This window comes from Streptomyces sp. STR69 (genome assembly GCF_024519455.1).
Taxonomy (GTDB): domain Bacteria; phylum Actinomycetota; class Actinomycetes; order Streptomycetales; family Streptomycetaceae; genus Streptomyces.
In genome coordinates, this window is record NZ_JALJRY010000012.1 from 124,664 (window position 1) to 137,972 (window position 13,309).

Sequence of the window (13,309 nt, forward strand, 5' to 3'; positions counted from 1 at the left end):
CCCCGCCCCACGGCGATTGGTGTTTTCCCACAAACTCACCGTGAGGTTTCCGCATGCCCAGCGAGTTCTTCATCCCCGACCCCGACGGTCAAATCCCCAGCCCCGAGGGCTACTTCGGCGCCTTCGGCGGCAAGTTCATCCCGGAGGCCCTCGTGGCCGCCGTGGATGAGGTGGCCGTCGAGTACGACAAGGCCAAGCACGACCCGGAGTTCGCCCGCGAGTTGGACGACCTCCTGGTCAACTACACCGGCAGGCCGAGCGCGTTCACAGAGGTCCCCCGTTTCGCCGCGGAAGCGGGCGGCGCCCGGATCTTCCTCAAGCGCGAGGACCTGAACCACACCGGCTCCCACAAGATCAACAACGTCCTCGGCCAGGCCCTGCTCACCAAGCGCATGGGCAAGACGAGGGTCATCGCGGAGACCGGCGCCGGCCAGCACGGCGTGGCGACGGCCACCGCCTGCGCGCTCTTCGGCCTCGAATGCACCATCTACATGGGCGAGATCGACACCCAGCGCCAGGCGCTCAACGTGGCCCGCATGCGCATGCTCGGCGCCGAGGTCATCGCCGTGAAGTCCGGCAGCCGCACCCTCAAGGACGCGATCAACGAAGCGTTCCGCGACTGGGTCGCCAACGTCGACCGCACCCACTACCTCTTCGGTACGGTCGCGGGCCCGCACCCCTTCCCGGCCATGGTCCGCGACTTCCACCGCGTGATCGGCGTCGAGGCCCGCCGCCAGATCCTGGAGCGCGCCGGACGCCTGCCCGACGCGGCCATCGCCTGTGTCGGCGGCGGCTCGAACGCCATCGGCCTGTTCCACGCCTTCATCCCGGACGCCGGCGTACGCCTCATCGGCTGCGAGCCGGCCGGCCACGGCGTGGAGACCGGCGAGCACGCGGCGACCCTCACCGCGGGCGAGCCCGGCATCCTGCACGGTTCGCGGTCCTACGTCCTCCAGGACGAGGAGGGCCAGATCACCGAGCCGTACTCGATCTCGGCCGGTCTGGACTACCCGGGCATCGGCCCCGAGCACTCCTACCTCAAGGACAGCGGCCGCGGCGAGTACCGCGCGGTCACCGACGACGCGGCCATGCAGGCCCTGCGCCTGCTGTCGCGCACGGAGGGCATCATCCCGGCGATCGAGAGCGCCCACGCGCTCGCGGGCGCGCTGGATGTCGGCAGGGAGCTGGGCAAGGACGGCCTGATCGTCGTCAACCTGTCCGGGCGCGGCGACAAGGACATGGACACCGCCGCACGCTACTTCGGCCTGTACGAAACCGAAGCGGACGCCACCGTCGCCGCCAACGCGGCCGACACCGCCGAGATCGAGGGGGACGCCAAGTGAGCGGCAACATCCAGCTGTTGAGCGACACCCTCGCCGCCGCCAAGGCCGAGGGACGCGCCGCGCTCATCGCCTACCTCCCGGCCGGTTTCCCGACCGTGGACGGCGGCATCGAGGCGGTCAAGGCCGCGTTCGACGGCGGCGCCGACATCGTCGAGGTGGGCCTGCCGCACAGCGACCCCGTCCTCGACGGCCCCGTCATCCAGACCGCCGACGACATCGCCCTGCGCGGCGGAGTCAAGATCGCGGACGTCATGCGCACGGTCCGCGAGACCCACGCGGCGACCGGCAAGCCGGTACTCGTCATGACGTACTGGAACCCGATCGACCGCTACGGCGTCGAGCGCTTCACCGCCGAGCTGGCAGAGGCGGGCGGCGCCGGCTGCATCCTGCCCGACCTGCCCGTCCAGGAGGCCGGGCTGTGGAGGGAGCACGCGGAGAAGCACGGGCTCGCCACGGTCTTCGTCGTCGCGCCCAGCAGCAAGGACGCCCGCCTCGCCGAGATCACCAAGGTCGGCACCGGCTTCGTCTACGCCGCCTCGCTGATGGGCGTCACCGGCACCCGTGAGTCCGTGGGCGCGCAGGCGCAGGACCTCGTCGAACGCACCCGGGCCACCACCGACACGCCCGTGTGTGTCGGCCTCGGGGTGTCCGACGCCCGGCAGGCCGCAGAGGTGGCCCGCTTCGCGGACGGCGTGATCGTCGGCTCGGCCTTCGTCAAGCGGATGCTGGACGCGCCGGACGACGCGGCCGGCGTCGAGGCGGTCCGCACGCTTGCCGGTGAACTGGCCAAGGGCGTGCGCGGACAGGCGTAACAGAAAACAGAACGACTGGTCCCCCGTATGGGTGGACCTGGGACCGGGGAGGCGCGCTGCGCCTCCCCGGTTCGTTCTGCGGGGTGTGAGCGAGAAGAACCGTGATGGGAAGCGCACCGCCCGCGAGCGGCTGGCGGTCGAGCGTGAGAAGCAGAAGTCCGCGGAGAGGCGGCGGCGCACACTGATCGTGGCCGCGAGCGTCGTCTGCGTGCTGGGACTGGCGTCGGTGATCGGCGTCCTCGCCGCGAACCACGGCAAGGACGACAGCGGCAGCAAGAGCGCGGGCCCGGTCGTGGCGCCCTCCGGGGCGACCGGCAAGGACAGCCTGGCGATCCAGGTCGGCAAGGACAGCGCCAAGCCGACGCTCACGGTGTGGGAGGACTTCCGCTGCCCGGCCTGCCAGGCCTTCGAGACGGCGTACCGTTCGACGCTCCACGAACTGACCGACTCCGGGCAGCTCAAGGTGCAGTACCACCTGGTCACGATCATCGACGGCAACCTCGGCGGCACCGGCTCCAAGCGCGCGGCCAACGCGGCGGCCTGCGCCCAGGACGCCGGAAAGTTCCGCGACTTCCACGACGTGCTGTACGAGAACCAGCCCAAGGAGACGGACGACGCCTTCGCCGACAACGCCAAGCTGATCGAGCTGGCGGGCAAGGTGACCGGCCTCGACACGCCCGCCTTCCAGAAGTGCGTCAACAGCGGTACGCACGACAGCTGGGTCCTGAAGTCCGCCGCGGCCTTCCAGGCCGGTGGATTCACCGGCACCCCGACCGTCCTCTTCGACGGCAAGAACATCTACGCGGACCAGACGATGACCCCGGCGAAGCTGAAGCAGCTGGTCCAGGCAGCCAACAAGGGGTAAGCCGGTGGGCCGGTTTTCACACCGGCCCGTTATGGAGCCGTAGCCGGGCCGCTTGCCGCCGTCGCGGTCCGGCACGGTAGCGTCGACCCTGCCATGGAAACCATTGCCTACATTCCCAGCCCGTCGCGCGGGGTCATCCACCTCGGCCCCATTCCGCTGCGCGGCTACGCGTTCTGCATCATCATCGGCGTCTTCGTCGCTGTCTGGCTCGGCAACAAACGCTGGGTCGCCCGCGGCGGCAAGGTCGGGACGGTGGCCGACATCGCTGTCTGGGCCGTGCCGTTCGGCCTCGTCGGCGGTCGCCTCTACCACGTGATCACGGACTACGAGCTGTACTTCAGCGAGGGCCGCGACTGGGTGGACGCCTTCAAGGTGTGGCAGGGCGGCCTCGGCATCTGGGGCGCGATCGCGCTCGGCGCGGTGGGGGCGTGGATCGGCTGCCGCCGCCGTGGCATCCCGCTGCCCGCCTGGGCCGACGCGCTGGCCCCCGGCATCGCCTTCGCCCAGGCCATCGGCCGCTGGGGCAACTGGTTCAACCAGGAGCTCTACGGCCGCGAGACCCACCTCCCCTGGGCGCTGCACATCACGTCCTCGACGGACGGCCGCGTACCGGGCTACTACCACCCGACCTTCCTGTACGAGTCCCTGTGGTGCGTCGGCGTCGGCTTCCTCGTCATCTGGGCCGACCGCCGCTTCAAGCTGGGTCACGGCCGGGCGTTCGCGGTGTACGTCGCCGCGTACTGCGTGGGCCGCGGCTGGATCGAGTACATGCGCGTCGACGACGCCCACCACTTCCTGGGCCTGCGGTTGAACGACTGGACCGCGATGATCGTCTTCGTCCTCGCGGTGACCTACTTCGTGATCTCGGCGAAGAAGCGCCCGGGCCGCGAAGAGGTGGTGGAGCCGGAAGCCGCCGAGGACACGACCGACGGCGGCGGCGACGAGGTCTCGGCGGAAGACCCGAAGACCGACAAGGCCGATGCCCCGGCGACCGAGGAAGACACCCCGGAAACCGAAGAGACGGCCGTGGACATGAAGAAGGACGAGCCGGAGTCGGCCAAGAAGAGCTGACAGCCGGTTCTACGACGACGAGGGCGCCCCGTGTTCGACAACGGGGCGCCCTCGTCGCATGTCAGGTCCGGCGCGCCAACGCCAGCGTTCGCTGCGCTGCCGCCACCACCGCCGCGTCGATGAACTGCCCGCTCGGCAGCGCCTGAGCGCCCTCCTCCCGCACGGCCGCCTTGACGATCGTCTCGGCCTCTTCGAGTTCGCGGTCGGTCGGGAGGAACGCGCTCTCGATCACCGGGAGTTGACGGGGATGGATCGCCGCACGCCCGAGGAAGCCGAGGGTGCGGCCGTGGGCACAGGAGGCCGCCAGGCCTTCCAGGTCGCGGATGTCCGGGTGGACGGACTGAGGCGGCGGAGCCAGATCTGCCGCCCGGGCGGCCACGATCACCCGGGACCGGGCCCAGTCGAGCCCCGCGTCGTCGCGTACGCCCAGGTCGGCCCGTAGATCCGCCTCGCCGAGCGCGATGCCGTGCAGGGAGGGATGGGCGGTGGCGATCGAGAAGGCCCGCTCGATGCCGAGGGCTGTCTCCAGAAGGGCGTACAGGGGGAGGCCGCCCGTATTTTCCGCCACGGCCACGACACCCTCGGCGGACGTCACCTTCGGGAGCCGTAGCCCGGACACCCCCGGGAGCGGAGCGAGCGCGCGGAGGTCGTCGCTCGCCCACGGACCGTCCAGGGCGTTCACCCGGACGTGGACGTTGAGTTGGGGCTCCGCAAGGAGTTCCGCCGTCGCCGCGCGGGCGTACTCCTTGCGGTCCGGGGCGACCGCGTCCTCCAGGTCGATCACGACCACGTCGGCGCCGGCGGCGAGGGCCTTCGCGACGACCGGGGGGCGGTCGCCGGGGACGTAGAGCCAGGTCAGCGGGTACGGGGTCACAGGGCGCCCTCCTGCCGGAGAGTGGCCAACTCGGCCTCGGTCAGGCCCAGTTCGGTCAGGACCGGGTCCGTGTCGGCGCCGTGCGGACGGCCGGACCAGCGGATGGAGCCCGGGGTGGCGGAGAGGCGGAAGAGGACGTTCTGCATGCGGAGCGGGCCGAGTTCGGGGTCGTCGACGGTGGTGATCGTGTCGAGGGCCTGGTACTGCGGGTCCGCCATCACGTCCCGTACGTCCTGGATGGGGGCCACGGCCGCCTCCGCCTTCTCGAAGGCGGCCAGGACCTCCGTGCGCGAGCGCTGCGCGATCCAGTCGCCGACCGCCGCGTCGAGGACGTCGGCGTGCCGGGCCCGGTCCGCGCCGGTCGCGAACCACGGTTCGTCGATCAGTTCCGGGCGGCCGACCAGGCGCATCACGCGCTCGGCGATCGACTGCGCGGAGGTCGAGACGGCGACCCAACTCCCGTCCGCCGTACGGTAGGTGTTGCGCGGGGCGTTGTTCTGGGAGCGGTTGCCGGTGCGCGGCTGGACGTGGCCGAGCTGGTCGTACCAGAGGGGCTGGGGGCCCAGCGCGGTCAGGATCGGTTCGATGATCGCCATGTCCACCACCTGGCCTTCGCCGGTGCGGTCGCGGGCCGCGAGGGCCGTCATCACCGCGTACGCCGTCGCCAGCCCGGCGATCGAGTCGGCGAGGCCGAACGGCGGGAGGGTCGGGGGCGCGTCCGGTTCGCCGGTGATCGCGGCGAAGCCGCTCATCGCCTCGGCGAGGGTGCCGAAGCCGGGGCGATGCGCGTAGGGCCCGAACTGGCCGAAGGCGGTGACCCGGGCGAGCACCAACTTCGGGTTGGCGGCGGAGAGTTCGGCCCAGCCGAGGTCCCATTTCTCCAGGGTGCCGGGGCGGAAGTTCTCGATGATCACGTCGGCGGTGGCGGCGAGGCGGAGCAGAGTGGCGCGCCCGCCCGGCTTCGACAGGTCGAGGGTGATCGTACGCTTGTTGCGGCCGAGCAGCTTCCACCACAGGCCGACGCCGTCCCTCGAAGGGCCGTGGCCCCGGGACGGATCGGGCTTCGTCGGGTGCTCGACCTTGATGACCTCGGCACCGAAGTCGCCGAGCATGGTGGCGGCGAGCGGACCGGCGAAGAGCGTCGCGAGGTCCAGAACGCGCAGCCCTGACAGGGGAGTTGTGGTCGTCTCGGTCATGAGGCGTACTGCTTGTCGATCTCCGCGCGGTACGGCATCGACGCCGTCGCACCCGGCCGCTGCACGGACAGCGCAGCCGCCGCTGCCGCCCAGCCCAGCGCCTCCCGCGTCGGGCGGCCCTCGGCGAGGGCCACCGCCAGCGAGCCGACGAAGGTGTCACCCGCGCCCGTCGAGTCCACGGCGGTCACCTGGGGCGCGGGGACGGTGAACGGCTCGGCGCCCCGGGCCGCGTACAGACTTCCCGCAGCACCCAGCGTGACGATCACCTCGGGTACTTGGTCGAGCAGAGCCGCCGCTGCCTTGCGCGGATCGGTGTGTCCGGTGAGGGCGGTGGCCTCGTGTTCGTTGGGGACCAACAGGTCGGTGGCGGCGAGGAGTTCGGGCGGGAGGGGTTGCGCGGGGGCGGGGGTGAGGATCGTGCGGACGCCGTGGCGGCGGGCCGCCTCCGCGCCCGCGACGACTGCCGCGAGGGGGATCTCCAGCTGGAGGAGCAGGGCGTCGGCCGTGGCGATGAGGGCCTCGTCGCCGGGGGCGAGGTGGTCGACGGTGCCGTTGGCGGCGGGGATCACCACGATCGCGTTGCCGCCCTCGTCGTCCACGACGATGTGCGCGGTGCCGGACGCGCCCTCGACGGTGCGCAGATGATCGGTGTCGACACCGGAGTGCTCGAACGTGGAACGGAGTTGGGCGCCGTAGGCGTCGTCGCCGACCGCGCCGATGATGGTGACGTCGGCGCCCGCGTGGGCCGCGGCGATCGCCTGGTTGGCGCCCTTGCCGCCGGGGATCGTACGGAACTCCCGTCCCGTCACGGTCTCTCCGCGCCGCGGAGCCTTCGTGACGTAGGCGACGAGGTCCATGTTCGTGCTGCCGAGCACGGCGATGAGGGTCATGGGCGGGCGGTCTCCTGGTGGGTGAGCCGGGCGAGGGTGTCGAAGCCGATGCCGTTGAAGTCGCCTACGGAGGTGGCGAGTCGGTTCTTGAGCGGGGTCGTCCAGCGGTCGGGGAGCGCGGCGGGGGTGCCCGCGAGGAGGGCGGAGACGGAGCCGACCGTGGCGCCGTTGGAGTCGGTGTCCCAACCGCCGGACACCGCACGGCAGATGGAGCCGGTGAAGTCGCCGTCCGCGTGGGTGAGGGCGGCGGCGATCAGGGCGGTGTTGGGGATCGCGTGGACCCAGTGGTGGGTGCGCGCGTGGGTGGCGTGGAGTTCGTCCACCACTGCGTCGAAGTCCCGGTGTTTCCGGGCCAGTTGGAGGGCGTGGTGGAGTGCCTTGGCGAGGCGGGAGGCGGGCGGGACGACGGTCAGTCCGGTGCGCAGGCAGGTGTGGACGTCATGGGTGCCGGTGGCCGCGGTGGCGATGACGGCCGCCGTGAACATCGCCGCGTAGACGCCGTTCGCGGTGTGGGTGAGGGCCGCGTCGCGGTGGGCCTGTTCGGCTGCCGCGCCCGGGTTGCCGGGGTTGGTCCAGCCGTGGACGTCGGCGCGGATCAGGGCGCCGATCCATTCGCGGAACGGGTTGCGGTGGCGGGCCGTTCGCGGGGGTTCCAGGCCGGAGAGCAGATTGCGGTAGGCGATGCGTTCGGCGGTGAAGGTGCGGCCCGCGGGGAGTTCGTCGAGCCAGAGCTTCGCCACGTCGGCGGTGGTGAAGTCCTTGCCGTGGCGCTGCAGCAACAGGAGGTTCAACAGGGGGTAGTTGAGGTCGTCGTCCTCGGGCATGCCGTCGATGTTCTCGGCGAGCGAGGTGGGGGCGGAGCGGCGGTTCCAGGGGTGGGCGGCGAGGAGTTCGGCGGGGACGCCCCGGGCGGTGAAGTAGAAGTCGAGGGGCCAGTTGCCGGTGGACCGGGCGAGTTGGCGGATGCCGTCGAGGGGGAGCTTCTCGACGGGTTTGCCGAGGAGGCAGCCGACGGCCCGGCCCAGCCAGGCGGCCTGGAGGGTGGCCGGGCGCGGTGGAGAAGTGGCGTGTGGGGCGGGCCAGTTGGGGCACAGGGCCTTGATCCTCGCCAGGTCCGTCGGCTCCTGGTCCGCCAACCGGCTGGGCAGGTCGGCCAGTTCGTCGAGCAGGTCTTCCGCGAGCAACCGGAGGTAGCGGGAGGCGGGTTGGCCCGATGCGCCCGCCCGTGCCGGTGCCTCCGCACCGCCCGCCGCCCGCCAGCGCGCGGCGATCGCCGACGGTTCGCGTCCGTCCTGGACGGCCTGGCGCAGTTCGTGGCCGAGCAGGTCCTCCGGCTGGACCCAGGTCAGTCGGAGCACCGCTCCCCTCCGATCCCGGTGAACGCAGCCTCGTGGGCCCGGCGTCGGCGGACATCGCGGGCGAAGATCTCGCGGGTGACTGCGGTGAGGGTCGTCGCCGGTTCCCAGAGGTCGAGGCGGCTGGCCTCGGCGACCGTCTTCGACCAGTCCTGCGGAACCGGCGAACCGAGCGCACCGGCCACCGCGCCCGCCATTGTCGCGATCGAGTCGCAGTCCCGGCCGTAGTTCACCGAACCCAGCACCGCGTGCCGGTAGTCGCCGCCGGAGACCACCAACATGCCGAGCGCGACCGGCAGTTCCTCGATCGCACGGGTGCGGGAGGGGCGGCGGGCGTCCAGGGAGGGGGAACGGTAGTCGGGGCCCACCGTGTCGTACGGTGCGACCGCCTCCCGCAGCGGAACCAGCGCCGACTCGAAGTCCGAGTAACGGGCGGCCACTTCGCAGACCTTCTCGATGGCCGTGCGGGTGCCGTCCTTCGCCAGGGCGAGGCAGGCGGTGACCACCGAGTCCGGGGTCGCGCCCGGTACGCAGCCCGCGGCGACGGCCGCCGCGAAGACACCGGCCGCCTCACGGCCGTACGACGACTGATGTGCGCCCGCGATGTCGATGGCCTCGGCGTAAGCGCCCGCCGGATTGGCCGCGTTGACCAGGCCGACCGGCGCCATGTACATCGCGGCACCGCAGTTGACGATGTTGCCGACGCCGGCCTCGCGGGGGTCGACATGGCCGTAGTGGAGACGGGTCGCGAGCCACTTCTCGGCGAGGAAGATCCGCTGGAGCGGGATGGCCTCCGCCTCCAACTCCGGGATCCAGCGCGGGTTTTGCATCAGGTCCGGGACGAGGTGGTCGGCGATCGCGTACGCGTCGAGGTGGTCGCGGACGGTCGCGTACACCCGTACCAGCGCGTGGGTCATCAAGGTGTCGTCGGTGACGTGGCCGTCGCCCTTGTGGTACGGCGCGATGGGGCGGGCGGTGCGCCATGCGTCGCCGTTCCAGGGGCCGACGATGCCGTGCACGCGACCACCGTGGCGTTCGAGGATCTGGTCGGGGGAGTAGCCCTCGACGGGACCGCCGAGGGCGTCGCCGACCGCGGCACCGACGAGGGCTCCGGTGATCTTCTCCTCAAGACTGCTATCCGGCTCTTTAGGTCCTTTGGATTCTTTGGGCGTCATGCCCCGAATCATCCTCCTGGTGGGGGTGGTTGTGTGGCTTCCAGGAGTTCGGCGAGTTCCACGAGGTCGGTGCCGGTGAGGCGGGGGAGGGCGCAGCCGGAGAGGGTGCGGCAGGCGTCCCGCCAGGTGGACGGGATCGCTCGGCCACCGCTCAACGCGCCGGTGAGGGCGCCTGCGAGGGCGGGTGCGGAGTCGGCGACGCGGGAGAGGCAGGCCGCGGCGGGCACCGCTTCGGCGATACGGCCGCGGGCCGCGGTGGCGAGAGCGAGGGCGACCGGGACGGTTTCGGCGGCGGCGATGCCGTAGCTGTAGACGTGGTCGACGATCTGGTGTTCCAGGAGGGGGATCAGGGCGAACGCGTTGTCGCTGTCCCGGGCCAACTTCAGGGCGTGGCGGGCGTTGCGGCCGATCTCGGTGGCTTCGGGGAGTTCGGCGAGGGCGGCTGCCACGCATTGGTCCACCTCCGCGCCGACCAGGGCGAGTGCGAGGGCCGCCGCCATGGCTCGGGCGCCGTGGACCCCGTCGCCGTCCTGGGTGTAGCGGGCGTCGAACTCGGCGAGGGCGGCGGCGCGTTGGGGATCGCCGGGGTGGGCCACCGCCAGTACGCAGGCCCTGATGCAGGCCGCGTCGTCGAAGTAGTGGGGGTTGTCGTGGCCGGTCGCGGGTGGGCGGAGGCCGGCGGCGAGGTTGCCGAGGCCCGCTCGTACGGAGATGCGGGCGCGGAGGGGGAGTACGGCGGACTCGACCTCGGGGGCACGGTCCGCTGCGGCGGCCACTTCGCTGGCCACGGCGTTCCAGCTGAGGTCGATCGAGGCGCGGGTACGGCGTTCTCGGCTGAGGTCGCCCAGGACGGTGTCGTCGCCGGCTCGTAGTACGGCCTCCGCGGCGAACGCCGCCCATTCGGCGTCGTCGGAGGGGCCCAGGCGGAGCGGCTCGGGGGGTTGGTTGAGGGCGATGGGAACGGGGAGTGTCGTGGTCGCGTTCTGTTCGGCGAAGGTGTCCAGCTCACGGGTGAGGCGGCGGGTCCACTCAGGCATGCGCGCGGCCCGGTGCCTTGCGGCGGGCCAACCGGCGGCATCCCCTGCGGCGAGCCCGAGCAGCAGCCCCTCGATGCGACGCGCCTCGGCTCCGCCATCGGCTTTCGTCTTCCCACCCGCACCGCTCGTACAACTGTCGTCGTCGAGTGCGGGTGGCCCCTGCGGTGCGGATTCGCCGTCGGCGGCTGCGGGTTCGTGAGGCGTGGGGTCGGGTGCGGGTGGCCCCGGCGGGGCGCAATCGCCGTCGGCCGCCGCGGGTTCCAGCGGGTACTGCGGAGTGTTCGCGTCGTCCGCGGCCGGCTGTTCGCCGTTGGTCGTTCTCATGGCTGTACCTCGTCCTCGTCCGCCACCAGTACGTACGCCCCCTGATCCCGTCGCACCGTGCCCGCGCCCCACTTGCAGTCCTCCCCGGGCACCAGCAACTCCGCGATGTCCAGGACGTGGTGGCCCGCCATCGCCGGCAGGCAGCTGCCCCGTGCCGGGCCGATCGCCGACGCCCAGTCGGCGGGGATCGACGAAGCGCCCCGCGTCGCTCCCGCCAACGCGCCCGCCACCGCCGCCGTCGTGTCCGCGTCGCGGCCCATGTTGACCGCCGTGAGGACGGAGTCCACGAAGTCGCCGTCCGCCGCCGCGTACGCGCCGAAGGCGAGGGCGACCGCCTCGGGGGCCAGGTCGGTCCAGGGGTAGCCGCCGATGACCACCGCGGAGCGGACCGCGCGTTCGCCCCGGTGGGCCACTGCCACCGCCCGGCGCAGGGAGCGGGCCGTCCAGGAGTCGTCGGGGACCACTGCAAGGGCTGATGCCACCACCGCGATCGTCGGGGCGCCCGCCATCGCCGCCGCCACACCCGCCGCGACCGCCTGGCCGCCGTAGATGCCCTCGCCGTCGTGGCTCACCGAACCGTCGATCGCGACCAGTCGGGCCGCCTCGGCGGGGCGGCCCGCCGCGAAGACGCCGAAGGGGGCCGCGCGCATGGCCAGGCCGTCGCTCCAGGCGTGGCGGTGCTGGGCGGAGATGGGGGCGGCCAGGCCGCGGCGGAGGTTCTCCAGGGTGCCGCGTTCGCTGAAGCCCGCGCCCCGGAACGGGCCCTCGTCCCGGTCCGCGATCCACTCGTGCCAGGCCGCCTCCACATGGGAGGGGGTGAGGGCCGAGCCGTGGCGGGCCAGGAGGAGGCCGGAGAAGATCGCGTACTCGGTGTCGTCCGTGCCCGCCGGGTTCTCCGCCACGTATCCCTCGATACGGCCCCAGCGGGCGCGGATCTCCGAGGGCTTCATGTTCTCCGCCGGTGCGCCGAGGGCGTCCCCGACCGCCAGGCCGAGCAGCGCGCCGCGTGCCCGTTCGCGGAGTTCGGTGGCGTTCTTGAGCGCCGGGACCGGGGGAATGCAGGCGATCGATGCCATACGCGGCCTCTCCCTACGGGGTTCCCTCAGAGCGCCTCAGGGCGCGGAACCCTTTGCGGATGTCTCCCACGGGAGGTCTTCGGCAGAGCCTGACGGAGCGCAGCATCACCCGGTCGACATTTGATGGATAGCTGGCTCGGATGAGCGTTCGAGGGTAAACGTGCTGGTTAGCCCAGCCTTTCCTTGCTGGTGGGAGGGAAATGAAAGGCGTATGTTCGGCGTTATCGAAGAATAGAATCTGTCTAAACTTAGCCTTACCTTAGCCCTTTGGGGGATCACCGCATGGCCATCATCGAGACCGAGGCGACGCTCCACGAGGCGCACCGCGACAACCACACCCACCGTGATGTGAACGGCGGCTGGCTGCGCCCCGCGGTGTTCGGTGCCATGGACGGTCTCGTCTCCAACCTCGCTCTGATGACCGGTGTCGTCGGCGGTGCCGTCAGTCATCAGACCGTCGTCATCACCGGGCTGGCCGGGCTCGCCGCCGGCGCCTTCTCCATGGCGGCCGGCGAGTACACCTCCGTCGCCTCCCAGCGCGAGCTGGTCGAGGCCGAACTCGATGTCGAGCGGCGGGAGTTGCGCAAGCACCCGGAGGACGAGGAAGGGGAGCTCGCCTCCCTCTACGAGAGTCGTGGGGTCGAGGCCGGGCTGGCCCGGGAAGTCGCCCGGCAGCTCTCGCGCGATTTCGAGCAGGCCCTGGAGATACACGCCCGCGAGGAGTTGGGGATCGACCCGACCGACCTGCCGTCGCCGCTCGTCGCCGCCGTGTCGTCCTTCGGCTCGTTCGCGCTGGGCGCGCTGCTCCCCGTACTGCCGTTCCTGCTCGGGGTGGCCGCGCTGTGGCCGGCGCTGCTGCTCGCGTTCGTCGGGCTGTTCGGCTGCGGTGCGGTGGTGGCCCGCGTGACCGCGCGGACCTGGTGGTTCAGCGGGCTGCGGCAGCTCGCGCTGGGCGGTGCGGCGGCCGGTGTGACGTACGCCCTGGGCACCTTGTTCGGAACGGTCGTAGGATAGCTCGACGCGCACTTATGCGGTGGTCCGCATAAGTAGCCGTTACCCGCTGGTTTCGAACGCTTAACCACTGGGCATGAGCCGTAAGCGCTGCGGGCAACGACGCCTGGGGTGCACCCGCGGGATGGGCGACGACGCTCCCTCTGCCCTGGTCCGGCGGACATCGATCTGTCCGCTTTGGTCCCCTTCATCTCCACCGCTGACGCGGTGCACCGCCGCCACCCCGCGGCGTCCGCATGTTGGAACGGAGTATCCGGTTCCCGAGAACCGTTCCATCATG

Annotated in this window: 12 protein-coding genes; 5 read left to right on the forward strand and 7 right to left on the reverse strand. The window is 71.6% G+C overall.

Features of this window, described 5'->3' with window-relative positions; genetic code table 11:
• The first annotated feature begins 53 nt into the window (after positions 1–53).
• The 4 genes from trpB to lgt all read left to right on the forward strand — a co-directional run bounded on the left by trpB (position 54) and on the right by lgt (position 4,091).
• Complete coding sequence (gene trpB / locus OC490_RS23355) at positions 54–1,343, forward strand: tryptophan synthase subunit beta (protein ID WP_262059927.1); 1,290 nt, start codon at positions 54–56, stop codon at positions 1,341–1,343.
• On the forward strand, positions 1,340–2,155 hold the full coding sequence (trpA, locus tag OC490_RS23360; protein ID WP_262059928.1) for a tryptophan synthase subunit alpha: 816 nt from the start codon (positions 1,340–1,342) through the stop codon (positions 2,153–2,155). Before trpB ends, trpA begins: the two co-directional genes overlap by 4 nt.
• Before the next feature lie 85 nt (positions 2,156–2,240).
• Positions 2,241–3,020, forward strand: a complete 780-nt coding sequence (locus tag OC490_RS23365) for a DsbA family protein (protein ID WP_262059929.1) — start codon at positions 2,241–2,243, stop codon at positions 3,018–3,020.
• A 93-nt stretch (positions 3,021–3,113) separates the two neighbouring features.
• On the forward strand, positions 3,114–4,091 hold the full coding sequence (lgt, locus tag OC490_RS23370) for a prolipoprotein diacylglyceryl transferase (protein ID WP_262059930.1): 978 nt from the start codon (positions 3,114–3,116) through the stop codon (positions 4,089–4,091).
• A 61-nt stretch (positions 4,092–4,152) separates the two neighbouring features.
• Here lgt and OC490_RS23375 read toward each other — a convergent pair whose 3' ends face one another.
• The 7 genes from OC490_RS23375 to OC490_RS23405 are packed head-to-tail and all read right to left on the reverse strand — an operon-like array spanning position 4,153 to position 12,018.
• Entirely contained in the window at positions 4,153–4,965 is an 813-nt protein-coding gene (locus tag OC490_RS23375; protein WP_262059931.1) for an HpcH/HpaI aldolase/citrate lyase family protein, read from the reverse strand.
• Positions 4,962–6,161: a CaiB/BaiF CoA transferase family protein gene (locus OC490_RS23380; RefSeq protein WP_262059932.1), complete on the reverse strand. Its 1,200-nt coding sequence runs from the start codon at positions 6,159–6,161 to the stop codon at positions 4,962–4,964. The genes OC490_RS23375 and OC490_RS23380 overlap by 4 nt, the downstream gene beginning before the upstream one ends.
• Entirely contained in the window at positions 6,158–7,051 is an 894-nt protein-coding gene (rbsK, locus tag OC490_RS23385; RefSeq protein WP_262059933.1) for a ribokinase, read from the reverse strand. Before rbsK ends, OC490_RS23380 begins: the two co-directional genes overlap by 4 nt.
• Positions 7,048–8,409 carry an ADP-ribosylglycohydrolase family protein gene (locus OC490_RS23390; RefSeq protein WP_262059934.1) on the reverse strand — a complete coding sequence of 454 codons (1,362 nt, stop codon included), beginning with the start codon at positions 8,407–8,409 and terminating at the stop codon, positions 7,048–7,050. Before OC490_RS23390 ends, rbsK begins: the two co-directional genes overlap by 4 nt.
• Entirely contained in the window at positions 8,397–9,581 is a 1,185-nt protein-coding gene (locus OC490_RS23395) for an ADP-ribosylglycohydrolase family protein (RefSeq protein WP_262059935.1), read from the reverse strand. Before OC490_RS23395 ends, OC490_RS23390 begins: the two co-directional genes overlap by 13 nt.
• An 8-nt stretch (positions 9,582–9,589) precedes the next feature.
• A complete protein-coding gene (locus OC490_RS23400; protein ID WP_262059936.1) occupies positions 9,590–10,942 on the reverse strand; it encodes an ADP-ribosylglycohydrolase family protein in 1,353 nt (450 codons plus the stop codon).
• Complete coding sequence (locus OC490_RS23405) at positions 10,939–12,018, reverse strand: ADP-ribosylglycohydrolase family protein (RefSeq protein ID WP_262059937.1); 1,080 nt, start codon at positions 12,016–12,018, stop codon at positions 10,939–10,941. Before OC490_RS23405 ends, OC490_RS23400 begins: the two co-directional genes overlap by 4 nt.
• A 282-nt stretch (positions 12,019–12,300) precedes the next feature.
• On the opposite strand from OC490_RS23405, the gene OC490_RS23410 reads away from it, so the two are divergent.
• Positions 12,301–13,032, forward strand: coding sequence for a VIT1/CCC1 transporter family protein (locus OC490_RS23410; RefSeq protein ID WP_262059938.1), 732 nt, complete (start codon positions 12,301–12,303; stop codon positions 13,030–13,032).
• Positions 13,033–13,309 lie beyond the last annotated feature (277 nt).